Origin of the sequence: Burkholderia sp. BCC1972, assembly GCF_905339605.1 — a bacterium.
GTDB lineage: Bacteria > Pseudomonadota > Gammaproteobacteria > Burkholderiales > Burkholderiaceae > Burkholderia.
The window spans coordinates 50,517-65,737 of sequence record NZ_CAJPGH010000014.1 but is presented as its reverse complement, the minus strand read 5'-3'; the positions used below and the strand labels follow the sequence as shown (position 1 = coordinate 65,737).

Sequence of the window (15,221 nt, the reverse complement as noted above, 5' to 3'; positions counted from 1 at the left end):
GGGTTTTCCTATGATGGCTTTACCGATACAACGCCGCCATTCGTATATTTTTCCGGGCGGAAGGAAGCCAATAACCATGATGAAGAAGACCACTTTTCTCGTTCGTACCGCGGTGATCGTCGCGGCCCTGTCGCAACTCGGCGCATGCGCGATGACGCATACGCAGCGTAATGCCGGTATCGGCGCGGCCGCCGGCGGCGCGCTCGGCTACCTGATCACGGGCGGCCCGGTCGGCACGGTGGCCGGTGCGGCGGCAGGCGGCCTGGTCGGCGCCGGCGTACGCTGATCGCAGGCAGGCGCCCGGGACGCGGGCGCCGTTGAACGCCGGACGGTCGTGACGTCGACCTGAACACGCGTCACGGCGCGCTCGGCCTTCTCGCACATCCCTCCGGTTTTCGACAGGCAGCATCAGGGAGAGGAGGGTGTGCGACACTGCGTCGACGCCACAACACGATTCCATTCGTCGACGCATTCCTCCATGAGCGCCCCCTTCGTTTTCGTCCTGCCGGGCTACGCCAATTCGGGCCCGCTTCACTGGCAAAGCCGCTGGGAGCGCGCCGACGCGCGCTTCTCGCGGGTCGCGATGCCCGACTGGGACCGCGCGTTCCGCAACGGCTGGTGTCTCGCGCTCGACCGTGCGGTCGAAGCCGCGCGCGGGCCCGTGCTGATCGCCGGCCACAGCCTCGGCACGCTGACCACCGCATGGTGGGCGACACGCTATGCGCGTCCGGCCGCGCTCGCGAAAGTGCGCGGGGCGCTGCTCGTCGCGTTGCCCGATCCCGCCGCGCCGGCGTTTCCGGCCGATGCGCACGGTTTCGGCCCGGTGCCGCACGAGCGGCTGCCGTTTCCGACCTGCGTGGTCGCGAGCAGCGACGATCCGTACGGTTCGCTTGCGTTCGCGCACGGCTGCGCGCACGCGTGGGGCAGTGCATTCCGTGACATCGGCCCGCGCGGCCACATCAACGCGGACAGCGGGCTCGGCGACTGGCCGCAAGCGCGCGGCTGGCTCGACGCGCTGGCGGTCGCAGGTTGACCGTGTTGCGCAGGGCTGATCGCAGGACCGTCAGATCGTCTGCTTCGCCTTCAACGCCGCGATCCGTTCGTCGTCGTCGCCGAGCAGCGGGGGGAGCCACGCGCGTCGGCAGTCCCCCGACACATGTCGCGCCATCCGGGCTCATCGCTTGGTGGGCATGTGCGGCAGCAGGCACGTCTGCCGTTGGGCAGCGCTCCGAATTTCTGACGTGTCCCATATCGTTTGAAGTCGGTAGTGGGTAGTCTGGCGGGCCATTCGACCAGACGGAAAGCCTCCATGCCAGTCCAGCCCGCACGATCCGACCGCACCAAAGAAAACAACGGAGCCGCGACGAAACGGATTCAGGTTGATCTGTCACGGCAATGCGTGGAAGCATACGAGGGGCGCGTTTGCGTGTTCCGCTTCGACTGCGTGACAGGCGACCGCGAGCACCCGACCGATCGGGGCACGTTCAGAATCCTCCGCAAGCATCACCCTTATCGTAGCCGCACGTATAACGTGCAGATGGATCGTGCAATGTTCTTCACCACGGATGGCAAAGCTTTTCATCAATATCACGGACCAATGCCGCTCGGCGTCGTGCGGCTGGCTCGCCATTCGGTGAGTGACCGGTTCGGCTCGCGCGGATGTGTGCGGCTGAGCGAAGCCGATGCGCGGCAACTGTACGAATGGACACCGGTCGGAACAATGGTGCACGTGTCATGACGCGCGCGGCAACAGGCCGGGTTGTCCGCGCGACCGGCGTCGTGTTCGTCGCCGTGCTCGTTGGATTAGCTTGGCGAAGCATGATCGGAAGCACGGGCAGTCCCGCGCCAATCGCGCCAGGTACCGAAATACTCAGCGTGCAGCCGGATGAGGTGATGTCGTTCGTCTACACCGCGGGTGCGCTGAGCGTGAACGCGCATCGCGTGCAGCCGGCGGCACCGTTCTCCGTGCGCGTCACGTTTGCCGATGGCCGCGCTTCCCGGCAGTGTGTCGCGCCACCTGGGCTGGCCGACCGGCTCGCGCCGCTCACCACGCTGATCGCGCGCGGTGGTGTGTCCGGCGCCGAGCTCGAGACAGCGTTTCCGGCGCCGCTCGGCACGCTGGAAATGCGCGATCGCATCGCTTCTGAACCGCTTCCGACATTGGTATTCCGGGGGGCAGCCGATACGGACACGGTGGCAATCGCCGGTCTCCCGGGCGCGGGCGATCGCGCAATCGTCGTCGATCCGGCCGCGCGTGCGGCGCTCGCACTGCTTGCTGGTGGGTGCGATACGCTTGCGCAGCGCTGACTCCCGATATACCCGGCCGACGCTCCTTACGTGGGCAGTCGGGCCGGGTGTCACGCGCGCTCAAATCGCCTGCTTCGCCTTCAGCGCGGCAATCCGTGCGTCGTCGTAGCCGAGCATGTCGCGCAGCACGTCGTCGGTCTGCGCGCCGAGCAGCGGCGGGGCCGTGCGCGCATCGGGCGGCGTCGCGCTCATCCGGATCGGGTTGCGCACGAGCTTCACGTCCGCGCCGCACGGGTGCGGCAGCGATACCTGCATCCCGCGCGCGACCACCTGCTCGTTGTCGAACACTTCGTCGAGATCGTTGATCGGCCCGCACGGCACGCCGGCCGCTTCGAGCACGGCGATCCAGTCGGCCTTGTCGCGCGCCTTCACCATCTCCGCGAGGATCGGCACCAGCGTGTCGCGGTGGCGCACGCGCGACGGGTTCGTCGCGAAACGCTCGTCGTCGGCCAGTTCGGACCGGCCGCCGGCCTCGACGAACTTGCGGAACTGGCCGTCGTTGCCGACCGCGACGATGATCCAGCCGTCGCGCGTCTGGAACGTCTGGTACGGCACGATGTTCGGATGCGCGTTGCCCCAGCGTGCCGGCGGCTTGCCGCTCGCGAGGAAGTTGGTGTTCATGTTCGCGAGCAGCGCGACCTGCACGTCGAGCAGCGCCATGTCGATGTACTGGCCAACGCCTGTGCGGTCGCGGTGCGCGAGCGCGGCAAGCACCGCGATCGTTGAATAGAGGCCCGTCGCGAGGTCGGCGATCGCGACGCCGGCCTTCTGCGGGCCGCCGCCCGGCTCGCCGTCGCGCTCGCCGGTGATGCTCATGAAGCCGCCGATCCCCTGCACGATGAAGTCGTAGCCCGCGCGGTGCGCATACGGGCCCGTCTGGCCGAAGCCGGTGACCGAGCAGTAGACGAGATCGGGCTTCACCGCACGCAGCGAGTCGTAATCGAGCCCGTATTTCTTCAACTGGCCGACCTTGTAGTTCTCCAGCACGACGTCGCTTTGCGCGGCGAGCTCGCGCACGATCTGCTGGCCTTCGGGCGTCGCGATGTCGATCGTCACCGAGCGCTTGTTGCGGTTCGCCGCGAGGTAGTACGCGGCCTCGGCGGTATCCGCGCCGTCCGCGTCCTTCAGGTACGGCGGCCCCCAGTGGCGCGTGTCGTCGCCGGCGCCCGGGCGCTCGACCTTGATCACGTCCGCACCGAAGTCGGCAAGCGTCTGCGCGCACCACGGCCCCGCGAGCACGCGGGTGAGGTCCAGCACGCGGATATGGCTCAGGGCACCCATCGTCGAATCGTCTCCTTTCATGGCTGGCCCGTCTTGTCCGGCCGGGCCGATTGGCATGCCGAGCATCTTAAGGCGAATCGGCCGCGCGGGTGGCCCAGCCGGGCCGGCCGGATGGCCGAGCCGCTTTGCCGGCGCTTTGCCCGGAAGCCGGCCCCGATCCCGTATAATCGATCGTTTCCGAATCCATGCCGCCGCGCGCCCCGCCTGGGGCGCCGGCGTTTGAAGCCGTCTTTGCCAGACTGTCCCCGCACGCCATGAAAGCTGCCGAAATCCGCGAGAAATTCCTCAAATTCTTCGAATCGAAGGGCCACACGATCGTCCGCTCGTCGAGCCTCGTGCCCGGTAACGACCCCACGCTGATGTTCACGAACTCGGGCATGGTCCAGTTCAAGGACGTCTTCCTCGGCACGGATCCGCGCCCGTACTCGCGCGCCACGACGGCGCAGCGCAGCGTGCGCGCGGGCGGCAAGCACAACGACCTCGAGAACGTCGGCTACACGGCGCGCCACCACACGTTCTTCGAGATGCTCGGCAACTTCTCGTTCGGCGACTACTTCAAGCACGACGCGATCAAGTTCGCGTGGGAGCTGCTGACCACGGTCTACCAGCTGCCGAAGGACAAGCTGTGGGTCACCGTCTACCAGGAAGACGACGAGGCGTACGACATCTGGGCGAAGGAAGTCGGCGTGCCGACCGAGCGCATCATCCGCATCGGCGACAACAAGGGCGCGCGCTACGCGTCGGACAACTTCTGGACGATGGGCGACACGGGCCCGTGCGGCCCCTGTACCGAAATCTTCTACGACCACGGGCCGGACGTGTGGGGCGGCCCGCCGGGGTCGCCTGAAGAAGACGGCGACCGCTACATCGAGATCTGGAACCTCGTGTTCATGCAGTTCAACCGCGACGCGCAGGGCAACATGACGCGCCTGCCGAAGCAGTCGGTCGACACCGGCATGGGCCTCGAGCGCCTCGCCGCGGTGCTGCAGCACGTGCACAGCAACTACGAGATCGACCTGTTCCAGAACCTGATCAAGGCCGCCGCGCGCGTGACCGAGATCAGCGACCTCACGAACAACTCGCTGAAGGTGATCGCCGATCACATCCGTGCGTGCTCGTTCCTGATCGTCGACGGCGTGATCCCCGGCAACGAAGGCCGCGGCTACGTGCTGCGCCGGATCGTGCGCCGCGCGATCCGCCACGGCTACAAGCTCGGCCGCAAGGGTTCGTTCTTCCACAAGCTGGTGGCCGACCTCGTCGCCGAGATGGGCACGGCCTATCCGGAGCTGAAGGAAGCGGAACAGCGCGTGACCGACGTGCTGCGCCAGGAAGAAGAGCGCTTCTTCGAGACGATCGAGCACGGGATGTCGATCCTCGAAGCCGCGCTTGCCGACGTCGAGGCGAAGGGCGGCAAGGTGCTCGACGGCGAACTCGCGTTCAAGCTGCACGATACGTACGGCTTCCCGCTCGACCTCACGGCCGACGTCTGCCGCGAGCGCGGGATGACGGTCGACGAGCCGGCATTCGACGACGCGATGGCGCGCCAGCGCGAGCAGGCGCGCGCGGCCGGCAAGTTCAAGGCCGCGCAGGGCCTCGAATACTCGGGCGCGAAGACCACCTTCCACGGTTACGAGGAAATCGCGTTCGACGACGCGAAGGTCGTCGCGCTGTACGTCGACGGTTCGGCCGTCAACGAAGTGAAGGCCGGCCAGGACGCGGTCGTCGTGCTCGATCACACGCCGTTCTACGCGGAATCGGGCGGCCAGGTCGGCGACCAGGGCGTGCTCGCGAACGCCGCGACGCGCTTCGCGGTGGCCGACACGCTGAAGGTGCAGGCCGACGTGATCGGCCATCACGGCACGCTGGAGCAGGGCACGCTGAAGGTCGGCGACGTGCTGCGCGCGGAAATCGACGCGCATCGCCGCGCCCGCACGCAGCGCAACCACTCGGCCACCCACCTGATGCACAAGGCGCTGCGCGAAGTGCTCGGCGCGCACGTGCAGCAGAAGGGGTCGCTGGTCGACGCGGAAAAGACCCGCTTCGACTTCGCGCACAACGCGCCGATGACCGACGACGAAATCCGTCGCGTCGAGCAGATCGTCAACAACGAGATCCTGGCCAACGCGCCGGGCATCGTGCGCGTGATGCCGTACGACGAAGCGGTGAAGGGCGGTGCGATGGCGCTGTTCGGCGAGAAGTACGGCGACGAAGTGCGCGTGCTCGACCTCGGTTTCTCGCGTGAACTGTGCGGCGGCACGCACGTGCAGCGCAGCGGCGACATCGGTTTCTTCAAGATCGTCGTCGAAGGCGGCGTCGCGGCCGGCATCCGCCGTGTCGAGGCGATCACCGGCGACAACGCGGTGCGCTACGTGCAGGAGCTCGACGCGCGCGTGAACGAAGCGGCAGCTGCGCTGAAGGCGCAACCGTCGGAACTCACGCAGCGCATCGCACAGGTGCAGGACCAGGTGAAGTCGCTCGAGAAGGAGCTGGGCGCGCTGAAGTCGAAGCTCGCGTCGAGCCAGGGCGACGAGCTCGCGCAGCAGGCCATCGAAATCGGCGGCGTGTACGTGCTGGCCGCGACGCTCGACGGCGCCGACGCGAAGACGCTGCGCGAAACGGTCGACAAGCTGAAGGACAAGCTGAAGAGCGCGGCGATCGTGCTGGCGGCCGTCGAAGGTGGCAAGGTCAGCCTGATCGCGGGCGTCACGCCGGACGCGAGCAAGAAGGTGAAGGCCGGCGAACTCGTGAACTTCGTCGCGCAGCAGGTCGGCGGCAAGGGCGGCGGCCGTCCGGACATGGCGCAGGCAGGCGGCACCGAGCCGGCCAACCTGCCGGGCGCGCTGGCCGGCGTGAAGGGCTGGGTCGAAGAGCGGCTCTGATCGTCACGTCATCGAGGCGATGCCGTTTCACTGACGGCATTGCCTGACTGAAAAACGACCCGATCGGCACGCGCCGGTCGGGTCGTTTTGTTTGTGCGCGTCGCTCCGTGCGGCGACGCGCGAACACGGGTCAGGCCGTCACGGTCGCCGTCGGCGGCGTCGCATCGGCGGGCGGCCGTCCGGCTTCCGTGAGCGCATCGCGCAGCGCGGCGAGGGCCGCCGATGCATAGCCCTGCCGCCACGCGAGCAGCGTGTCGATGCCTTCGAGTTCGGGGATCGTGTGCGCGGCGATGTTGCCGGTTTCGGGTTGCAGATCGAGTACGGAGCGCGGCGCGACCGCGACACCCGCGCCGGCCGCGACACACGCGACGATCGCGTGATACGAGCCGAGTTCGAGCACGCGCGCCGGTTTTACGCCATGCGCCGCATACCACCGCTCGACGTACTTGCGATACGTGCACCCGCGCTCGAACGCGATCAGCGTCGGCAGGATCACGTCGCGCGGCGTGCGCACCGGCGGATGGCCACGCGGCGTCAGCAGCACGAGATCCTCGCGGAAGATCGGCACCGTCTCGAACGTGTCGGGCAGCGCGTCCGGCTCGGGCGGGCGGGCGAACAATGCCGCATCGACCTCGAAGTCGCGCACGCGGTCGATCAGCCAGCCCGTCGTGCCCGTCAGCAGTTCGAGCGACACGTCGGGCCATGCGTGGTGATAGCGTGCGAGTATCGTCGGCAACCGGCTTGCGGCCGTGCTTTCCATCGTGCCGAGCCGCAGACGGCCGCGCGGCGTGTCCTCGCGCACCGCGTCGCGCGCTTCGTCGGCGAGCGCGAGCAGGCGTTCCGCATACGGCAGCAGCGTGTGGCCGGCCGGCGTCAGCACCAGGCGGCGGCCGTCGCGCACGAACAGCGCCGCGCCGAGTTCCTCCTCGAGCTGCTTGATGCGCGTCGTGACGTTCGACTGCACGCGATTGAGCTTGGCCGCCGCACGCGTCACACCGTTCTCGCGCACGACCGCCCGGAATATCGCCAGCGCGGCCAGATCCATGATTCTCTCCAGAGGATGGGTCGATTCTCAATTATTCATTTTTCGAGAACGTTTGGTCAAGCTACGATGAAGGCATTCCGATTTCCGATCCGGCCGGCGCGCTGAGTGCCGGCCGATGCCGCCATGTCCCGCTTCGATGCCCCGACCGCCGCTGCCGGCGTGCTTTCGTCAGACCAGGCCGATCGTCGTGCCCGCGCGGCCGCGCTGGCCTGCATGGTCGGCCTCGCCGTCGTGCTCGGCGTCGGCCGCTTCGCGTTCACGCCGTTGTTGCCGCTGATGCTCGCCGACGGCTCGATCGGCCTGAAGGCCGGCGGCTGGCTCGCGTCGGCAAACTACGCGGGCTACTTCGCCGGCGCGGTCAGTTGCGCGACGCTGCGTGTCGCGCCCGCGCGGATGGTGCGCTTCGGGCTCGCGGCCACCGTGCTGCTGACGGCGGCGATGGGCGTCGGGCACCTGTTGCCCGTGTGGCTCGCGGTGCGCTTCGTCGCGGGCGTCGTCAGTGCCTGGACGTTCGTGTTCGTGTCGCAGTGGGGATTGCGGCGCCTGGCCGAGCTGCACGCGCCGGAATGGAGCGGGGTGATCTACGCGGGGCCCGGCGTCGGCATCGTCCTGACGGGGCTGATCGGCAGCGCGCTGGCCGGTCAGCGCGCGGCGTCGGGTTGGCTGGGCTTCGCGGCGCTGTCGGCCGTGCTGTCGGTTGCGATCTGGCGCACGTTCGGCACCGTGCCGGCGCCGGCGCACGTGGCACCGCCGGCCGCCGCCGCGCCGCATGCGGCTGCCGGAGCAGCGGCCGCTTCGACGGCGCCTGCCGCCGGCCTGCGAAGCCGCCGCATGGATGCCGCGTGGCTCGTCGTGCTGTACGGCGCGCCAGGCTTCGGCTACATCATCACCGCGACGTTCCTGCCGGTGATCGCGCGCGCCGCGCTGCCGGCCGGTTCGCCGTGGCCCGACCTGTTCTGGCCGATGTTCGGCGCGGCGCTGATCGTCGGCGCGATCTCCGCCGCGCGGCTGCCCGCGCGCTGGGACAACCGCCTGCTGCTCGCGGCCGGCTGCGCGACGCAGGCGCTCGGCATCGTGGCCGGAATCGTGTGGCCGAACGCGGCCGGTTTCTCGGCCGGCAGCGCGCTGCTCGGCCTGCCGTTCACCGCGATCACGCTGTTCGCGATGCGCGAGGCGCGGCGCCTGCACGGCGAGCGCGCAGCCGGGCTGATGGGCTATGCGACGGCGTCATACGGCATCGGGCAGATCCTCGGGCCGCTCGTCGCGGCGCCGCTGGCCGCGCGTTTCGGGTCGTTTACGCCGGCGTTGTGGGTCGCGGTGGGCGCGTTGCTCGCCGGTGCGGCCGGTTTTGCGGCGACTGCCGTGAGCGGGCGCCGGCAACCCTGACGGCGGCGGGGACGGATCGTCTGCGGCGCGGGCAAACTCGCTAGAATGAAGCCTTTCCCGCGCCGAGCGGGTGCGCGGGCAGCCGTGAGGCGCCGTCCGGCGCTCGCCAGATCCTCACCGATGACCACCGCCGACTACCGTTTCTGCCCGCGCTGCGCGAGCCCGCTGACCGAGCGCGCCGATCCCGAACATGAAGGCGGCCGCGTGCGCCAGGCTTGCCCCGACGATACCTGCGGCTATGTGCACTGGAACAATCCGCTGCCCGTCGTCGCCGCGATCGTCGAGCTCGACGGCAAGATCCTGCTCGCGCGCAACGCGGCCTGGCCCGAAGGGATGTTCGCGCTGATCACCGGCTTCCTCGAAAACGGCGAGACGCCCGAGGACGGCATCGCGCGCGAGGTGTTCGAGGAAACCGCGTTGAAGGCCGAGCAGGTGTCGCTCGTCGGCGTGTACGAATTCATCCGCAAGAACGAGCTGATCATCGCGTACCACGTGCGTGCGTCGGGCACGGTGTCGCTGTCGCCGGAACTGCTCGAATACAAGCTCGTCGATCCGCCGCTGCTGCGCCCGTGGCGTGCCGGCACGGGCATCGCGCTCGCCGACTGGATGCGCGCGCGCGGCCTCGATTTCGAGTTCGTCGACCGGCCGGGGCAGTGATGGGCCGGCCGGTCCGCAGCGTGTCTGCCGCCGCGCCGCGAGCGATCGCGACGCGGCGTTCCGCTTCTCGCCGGCGTGCCGTGCCGCATGGCCGCCGCGCGTCATCCTCGTCGTTTCCCTCGTCCTGACCGCCATCGCCATGTCCGACAAGCCGCAGCCGCGTCCGCGCGACGCCTATCGCCACTTCCTGCCGATCACGACCCGCTGGATGGACAACGACGTCTACGGGCACGTGAACAACGTCGTCTACTACAGCTACTTCGACACCGTCGTGAACGAGTACCTGATCCGCGCCGGCGTGCTCGACGTCGAGCACGGGCAGACGATCGGGCTGGTCGTCGAGACGCAGTGCAACTACTTCGCGCCGCTCGTGTTCCCGCAGTCGGTCGACGCGGGGCTGCGGGTCGTGAAGCTCGGCACGTCGAGCGTGCGCTACGAGGTCGGCCTGTTCGCGCAAGGCGACGCGGCGCCGGCCGCGCAGGGGCATTTCGTGCACGTGTACGTCGATCGCAAGACACGCCGCCCCGTGCCGCTGCCCGATGCGTTGCGCGCCGCGCTCGAGCCGCTCACGGCCTGACGGCGCGCGGTGCACGCGTTCGCGCTCCAGGCCTTCAACGGCCTCAGCTACGGCTTGCTGCTGTTCATGCTGTCGGCCGGCCTCACGCTGATCTTCAGCGTGCAGGGCGTCCTGAACTTCGCGCATGCGAGCTTTTACATGCTCGGCGCGTATGTCGGCTACAGCATCGCGGCCTACGCGGGCTTCTGGCCCGCGCTGGTGCTCGCGCCGCTCGCGGTCGGGCTGCTCGGCGCCGGCTGCGAACGCGCGCTGCTGCGCCGCGTGCAGGCGCGCGGCCATACGAGCGAACTGCTGCTGACCTTTGGTCTCGCCTACCTGATCGGCGAGGGCGCGAAACTCGCCTGGGGCCTCGCGCCGCTGCCGGCGCCCATGCCGCCGCTGTTCGACGGCGCGCCCGTGACCGTCTTCGGCCTCGCATTGCCGCGCTACCGGCTGTTCATGATGGCGATGTCCGCGACGATGCTGGTCGCGCTCGGCGCGCTGCTGCGCGTGTCGCGCATCGGGCTCGTCGTGCGCGCGGCGCTCACGCATCGCGCGGCCGTCGAGGCGCTCGGCTACGACGTGCCGCGCGTGATGACGGGCCTGTTCGGCGCCGGCACCGCGCTCGCGGCGCTGGCCGGCGTGATCGGCGCGCCGCTCGCGGTGATCGAGCCCGCGCTGGCCGAGACCGTCGGGTCGGTCGTGTTCGCGGTCGTCGTGATCGGCGGGCTCGGCTCGCTCGGCGGCGCGTTCGTCGCGTCGCTCGCGGTCGGCTTCGCGCAGACCTTCGCGGCCGCGAGCGATACGTCGCTGCGCGACTTCGCGCAATGGGCCGGCGTCGCGCTGCCCGACCGCGTCGCCGCGGTGACGATCGCGCAACTCGCGCCGCTGGTGCCGTACCTGCTGCTCGTCGCCGTGCTGGTCGCGCGGCCGCGCGGGCTGTTCGGCGAGCGTGTCGATGCGTAGCCGCGTGCTCGCCGGCTGCGTGCGCTGGGCGCTGTTCGCCGCGTGCTTCGCGCTGCCCGCGTGGCTGTGGCCGCATGGCGCGGTGCTCGGCTATCTCGCGCAGACGGCCGCGCTCGTCGTGCTCGCGCTGTCGTACAACCTGCAGCTCGGCACGACCGGGTTGCTGTCGTTCGGGCACGCGGCGTTCGCGGGCCTTGGCGCGTTCGCGGCCGCGCACTGGTTCAATCATGTCGGCGGCCCGCTGCCGCTGCTGCCGCTCGTCGGCGGCGCGGCCGGCGCGGGCTTCGGGTTCGTCGCCGGATTGCTCGCGACACGCCGCTCCGGCACCGCGTTCGCGATGATCACGCTCGGGCTCGGCGAATGCGTCGCGGCCGCCGCGTGGAGCGTGCCCGCATGGTTCGGCGGCCTGGGCGGCGTGCCGATCGACCGCGCGAGCGGCGCGCCGTGGGGCAACTGGCATTTCGGCGCACCGGCACATGCCTATGCGGTGATCGCCGCGTGGTGCGTCGTGTCGGCGTGGGCCATGCACGCGCTGACGCGCACGCCGCTCGCGCGGCTCGCGAACGCGGTGCGCGACAACCCCGCGCGCGTCGCCGCGCTCGGCACCGATCCGCGCCGCGTGCGGCTCGCGATGGTCACCTGCGCGTCGTTCTTCGCGGGCATCGCCGGCACGCTGACGCTGATCGACATCGAGATCGCGACGCCCGACAGCGTGTCGATGGCGCGCTCGGCAACCGTGCTGATCGCCGCGGTGATCGGCGGCACCGGCGCATTCTTCGGGCCGGCGGCCGGCGCGGCCGTGCTGACCGCGCTGAGCATCGGCGTCGCGGGCGTGTCGCGTGCATGGGCGCTGTATCTCGGCGTGCTGTTCGTCGCGATCGTCGTGGCCGCGCCGCGCGGGCTCGCGGGTATCGCGCAGGCGTTCGCGCACGCGATGCGGCGCGATGCGCCGGCGGCCGAGCGGTGGCGGATGCTGTGCGCGCTCGGCGCGTGCATGTTCTGGGGCGTCGCGATCGTCTGCGCGGCCGAGCTCGGCTACGCGTGGCGCTTCGCGCAGGACGACGGCACGGGCCTCGCGTTCGGCGCATGGGCGATCGATGCCGATACGCCGGCCGGCTGGGCCGTCGCCGGCTCGGCGGCCGGCATCGGTACGCTGCTGTGGGGCTGGCGCGCGCGGTTCGTGCAGGGCGGGCAGGCCGGCAAGCGGGAGGACGCACGATGAGCGGCAATGCGATCGCGCTCCACGGCGTCGTGCAGCGCTTCGGCGCGCAGACCGTGCTCGACGGCGTCGAACTGAGCATCGCGGCCGGCGAGCGTCACGCGCTGATCGGGCCGAACGGCGCGGGCAAGTCGACGCTGTTCGGCGTGATTGCCGGTGCGACGCGGCCGACGCGCGGGCGCGTCGTGCTGCACGGCGTCGAGCTGCGCGGGCGCGGGCCGGTCGTCGCGAGCCGCCTCGGCATCGGCCGCAGTTTCCAGCAGACGAGTGCGTTCGCGCGGCTGACGGTATTCGACAACCTGCGCTGCGCGGCGCTGCATGCGCCGGCCGAACGGCGCCGATGGTGGAACCGGCTGCGCGAATCGGCGTCGGTCGATCTCGCGGCCGCGCGCGTGCTGCACGACATCGGCCTCGATGCGCGGCGCGACACGCCGGCCGCCGAACTGAGCTATGCGGAACAGCGCGCGCTCGACCTCGGGATCGCGCTCGCGAGCGATGCGCGCACGCTGCTGCTCGACGAGCCGACGGCCGGCATGAGCCGCGCGCAGGCGGCACGGATGATCGCACTGATCCGCGCGACGACGCAGGGCCGCACGGTGCTGATGATCGAGCACGACATGGACGCGGTGTTCGACTTCGCCGAACGTATCACGGTGCTCGTGCGCGGCACGGTGGTCGCGACCGGCGCGCCCGATGCCATCCGTGCCGATCCGCGCGTGCGTGCGGCGTATCTGGGCGAGGGTCGCGCATGAGCGCACTGCTCGACATTCGCGGCCTGCGCGCGTGGTACGGATTGCAACCCGTGCTCGACGGCGTCGATCTCGCGCTCGCGCCGGGCGAGACGCTCGCGCTGCTCGGCCGCAACGGCTCGGGGCGCTCGACGCTCGCGAAGGCCGTGATGGGGCTCGTCCGCACGGCCGGCTCGGTGCGCATCGCCGGTGCAGAATGCGCGGGCGCACGGACGTTCGAGATCGCGCGGCGCGGCGTTGCTTACGTGGCCGAAAGCCGCGACGTGTTTCCGCTGTTGACCGTTCGCGACAACCTGCGGCTCGGCTTGCGCGGCGCACGCGGCCCGGCCGAACGCGCGGCGCTCGACCGCCTGTTCGACCGCTTTCCGCTGCTGGCCGCGCGCGCGGACGTGAAAGCAGGGCGCCTGTCGGGCGGCGAGCAGCAGGTGCTCGCGCTGGTGCGCGCGCTGGCCGGGAGCCCGCGCGTGCTGATCGTCGACGAGCCGGCCGAAGGGCTCGCGCCGCTCGCGGTCGACGAAGTCGGCGCCTGCCTCGCCGCGCTGCAGGCCGACGGGGTCGCGATCCTGCTGATCGAGCAGCGGCTGCAGTTCGCGCCGCGGCTCGCGCGGCGCGTCGCGGTGATGGGGCGCGGACAGATCGTCTACGACGGCGCGCTCGACGGGCTGGGCGGCGAGGTCGCCAACGCGTGGCTGAGCGCCGGCTGACGGCGCGCGATCGATTGTTCGGCAAACTCCGCCAGTCAATTCGTCTCGAGCCGCTTTATCGCTGCAGTGCCGCAACGTAAATTTCCAGTCAGGCCGATTGCCGCGGCCACGCATCGACGCGGCAACCGGCGCCAACCATCGAAGGTCTTCTGACTGAGGAATGAAATCATGAGCAAGCTGACAGGCAAGGTAGCGATCGTCACGGGCGCATCGAAGGGCATCGGCGCGGCAATCGCGAAGGCACTGGCCGACGAAGGCGCGGCGGTCGTCGTCAACTACGCGAGCAGCAAGGCAGGTGCCGACGCGGTCGTGAGCGCGATCACCGAAGCGGGCGGCCGCGCGGTCGCGGTCGGCGGCGACGTGTCGAAGGCAGCCGACGCGCAGCGCATCGTCGATACCGCAATCGAAACGTATGGCCGACTCGACGTGCTCGTCAACAATTCGGGCGTGTACGAATTCGCGCCGATCGAAGCGATCACCGAAGAGCACTATCGCCGCCAGTTCGACACGAACGTGTTCGGCGTACTGCTGACCACGCAGGCGGCCGTCAAGCATCTCGGCGAAGGCGCGAGCATCATCAACATCAGCTCGGTCGTGACCAGCATCACGCCGCCGGCCAGCGCCGTGTACAGCGGCACGAAGGGCGCGGTCGACGCGATCACCGGCGTGCTCGCGCTCGAACTCGCCCCGCGCAAGATCCGCGTGAACGCGATCAACCCCGGCATGGTCGTGACCGAAGGCACGCACAGCGCGGGCATCATCGGTTCCGATCTCGAAGCGCAGGTGCTCGGGCAGACGCCGCTCGGCCGCCTCGGCGAGCCGAACGACATCGCGTCGGTGGCCGTGTTCCTCGCGTCGGACGATGCGCGCTGGATGACCGGCGAGCACCTCGTCGTGAGCGGCGGGCTGAACTGACCCATCCTGCGTGACTGCGCGATCGGCGCGCGTGCGCCGATCGCGTCGTTACGCCAGCATTGCCAACGCGTTCGCGCCGACGTGCCACTGCAGGCACTCGACGACGAGCGCGTGATTGTCTGCGGAGTCGAGCCCCGCGATCGTCATCGCGCCGACGATGCCGCCCCCGGCGAGCCGCAGCGGCACGCCGCCGCCGTCGAGCGCATAGTCGTCGTCGGACAGTCCCTGCGACTGCAGCGACCAGCCGGCACGCCGAAAGCACGCGCCGACCGCGAGCGAACTCTGGCCGAAACGCAGCACCGTGTTCTGCCGGCGGCGGATCGCGTCGCTGTCGTGTGCGCCGCTGCCGTCGAGCGCGCAGTAGAACAACGGCGCCTGCTCGCCGACGATGCTCACCGCGATCGGCAGCCCGCGCCGCGAGGCGAGGTTGACCGCGATTTCCCCCATCCGCCGTGCGGCGGCCGCATTGAAGCGCGGCAGCGCCGGATTCGATGCGTCGTCGTCGAAGGCGTGGGGTTCGAGGCGAAAATGGGTCGTCACCATGGCGGCTCCGTGGC

16 protein-coding genes are annotated in these 15,221 nt (G+C 70.0%); 13 read left to right on the top strand and 3 right to left on the bottom strand.

Going from position 1 to position 15,221, the window contains the following annotated elements:
- Positions 1 to 76: 76 nt before the first annotated feature.
- The 4 genes from U5798_RS20495 to U5798_RS20480 all read left to right on the top strand — a co-directional run bounded on the left by U5798_RS20495 (position 77) and on the right by U5798_RS20480 (position 2,307).
- Positions 77 to 286 (top strand): ornithine acetyltransferase, encoded by a 210-nt coding sequence (locus tag U5798_RS20495; protein WP_006497729.1) that lies wholly within the window; start codon positions 77 to 79, stop codon positions 284 to 286.
- A gap of 192 nt (positions 287 to 478) precedes the next feature.
- Positions 479 to 1,033 carry an RBBP9/YdeN family alpha/beta hydrolase gene (locus tag U5798_RS20490; RefSeq protein ID WP_322083005.1) on the top strand — a complete coding sequence of 185 codons (555 nt, stop codon included), beginning with the start codon at positions 479 to 481 and terminating at the stop codon, positions 1,031 to 1,033.
- 276 nt (positions 1,034 to 1,309) lie between these two features.
- The gene (locus U5798_RS20485) at positions 1,310 to 1,738 is read left to right on the top strand and encodes a L,D-transpeptidase (protein ID WP_124455937.1); all 429 of its coding nucleotides are present in this window, start codon (positions 1,310 to 1,312) and stop codon (positions 1,736 to 1,738) included.
- Positions 1,735 to 2,307 carry a hypothetical protein gene (locus U5798_RS20480; protein ID WP_322083004.1) on the top strand — a complete coding sequence of 191 codons (573 nt, stop codon included), beginning with the start codon at positions 1,735 to 1,737 and terminating at the stop codon, positions 2,305 to 2,307. The genes U5798_RS20485 and U5798_RS20480 overlap by 4 nt, the downstream gene beginning before the upstream one ends.
- A 60-nt stretch (positions 2,308 to 2,367) precedes the next feature.
- On the opposite strand, the gene U5798_RS20475 is transcribed toward U5798_RS20480, so the two are convergent.
- Complete coding sequence (locus tag U5798_RS20475; RefSeq protein WP_322083003.1) at positions 2,368 to 3,588, bottom strand: CaiB/BaiF CoA-transferase family protein; 1,221 nt, start codon at positions 3,586 to 3,588, stop codon at positions 2,368 to 2,370.
- A 254-nt stretch (positions 3,589 to 3,842) separates the two neighbouring features.
- Between U5798_RS20475 and alaS the strand changes: the two genes are divergently transcribed.
- The gene (gene alaS, locus U5798_RS20470) at positions 3,843 to 6,467 is read left to right on the top strand and encodes an alanine--tRNA ligase (RefSeq protein WP_322083002.1); all 2,625 of its coding nucleotides are present in this window, start codon (positions 3,843 to 3,845) and stop codon (positions 6,465 to 6,467) included.
- A gap of 130 nt (positions 6,468 to 6,597) precedes the next feature.
- Here the strand turns inward: alaS and U5798_RS20465 are convergent, their stop codons facing one another.
- Positions 6,598 to 7,512 carry a LysR family transcriptional regulator gene (locus U5798_RS20465; protein WP_322083001.1) on the bottom strand — a complete coding sequence of 305 codons (915 nt, stop codon included), beginning with the start codon at positions 7,510 to 7,512 and terminating at the stop codon, positions 6,598 to 6,600.
- A 123-nt stretch (positions 7,513 to 7,635) separates the two neighbouring features.
- Between U5798_RS20465 and U5798_RS20460 the strand changes: the two genes are divergently transcribed.
- The 8 genes from U5798_RS20460 (at position 7,636) to U5798_RS20425 (ending at position 14,664) form a co-directional block, all read left to right on the top strand.
- Positions 7,636 to 8,898 (top strand): YbfB/YjiJ family MFS transporter, encoded by a 1,263-nt coding sequence (locus U5798_RS20460; protein WP_322083000.1) that lies wholly within the window; start codon positions 7,636 to 7,638, stop codon positions 8,896 to 8,898.
- 120 nt (positions 8,899 to 9,018) lie between these two features.
- Entirely contained in the window at positions 9,019 to 9,555 is a 537-nt protein-coding gene (locus U5798_RS20455) for an NUDIX domain-containing protein (protein ID WP_322082999.1), read from the top strand.
- A 139-nt stretch (positions 9,556 to 9,694) separates the two neighbouring features.
- Entirely contained in the window at positions 9,695 to 10,132 is a 438-nt protein-coding gene (locus U5798_RS20450) for a thioesterase family protein (protein ID WP_322082998.1), read from the top strand.
- Positions 10,133 to 10,141: 9 nt separating this feature from the next.
- A complete protein-coding gene (locus U5798_RS20445; protein ID WP_322082997.1) occupies positions 10,142 to 11,077 on the top strand; it encodes a branched-chain amino acid ABC transporter permease in 936 nt (311 codons plus the stop codon).
- Positions 11,070 to 12,299 carry a branched-chain amino acid ABC transporter permease gene (locus tag U5798_RS20440; protein ID WP_124455946.1) on the top strand — a complete coding sequence of 410 codons (1,230 nt, stop codon included), beginning with the start codon at positions 11,070 to 11,072 and terminating at the stop codon, positions 12,297 to 12,299. The genes U5798_RS20445 and U5798_RS20440 overlap by 8 nt, the downstream gene beginning before the upstream one ends.
- Complete coding sequence (locus tag U5798_RS20435) at positions 12,296 to 13,048, top strand: ABC transporter ATP-binding protein (protein WP_124455947.1); 753 nt, start codon at positions 12,296 to 12,298, stop codon at positions 13,046 to 13,048. The genes U5798_RS20440 and U5798_RS20435 overlap by 4 nt, the downstream gene beginning before the upstream one ends.
- On the top strand, positions 13,045 to 13,749 hold the full coding sequence (locus U5798_RS20430) for an ABC transporter ATP-binding protein (protein WP_322082996.1): 705 nt from the start codon (positions 13,045 to 13,047) through the stop codon (positions 13,747 to 13,749). The genes U5798_RS20435 and U5798_RS20430 overlap by 4 nt, the downstream gene beginning before the upstream one ends.
- A gap of 168 nt (positions 13,750 to 13,917) precedes the next feature.
- Positions 13,918 to 14,664 carry an SDR family NAD(P)-dependent oxidoreductase gene (locus U5798_RS20425; protein WP_124455949.1) on the top strand — a complete coding sequence of 249 codons (747 nt, stop codon included), beginning with the start codon at positions 13,918 to 13,920 and terminating at the stop codon, positions 14,662 to 14,664.
- Positions 14,665 to 14,712: 48 nt separating this feature from the next.
- Here the strand turns inward: U5798_RS20425 and U5798_RS20420 are convergent, their stop codons facing one another.
- Positions 14,713 to 15,207 carry a heme-degrading domain-containing protein gene (locus U5798_RS20420; RefSeq protein ID WP_124455950.1) on the bottom strand — a complete coding sequence of 165 codons (495 nt, stop codon included), beginning with the start codon at positions 15,205 to 15,207 and terminating at the stop codon, positions 14,713 to 14,715.
- Positions 15,208 to 15,221: the final 14 nt, after the last annotated feature.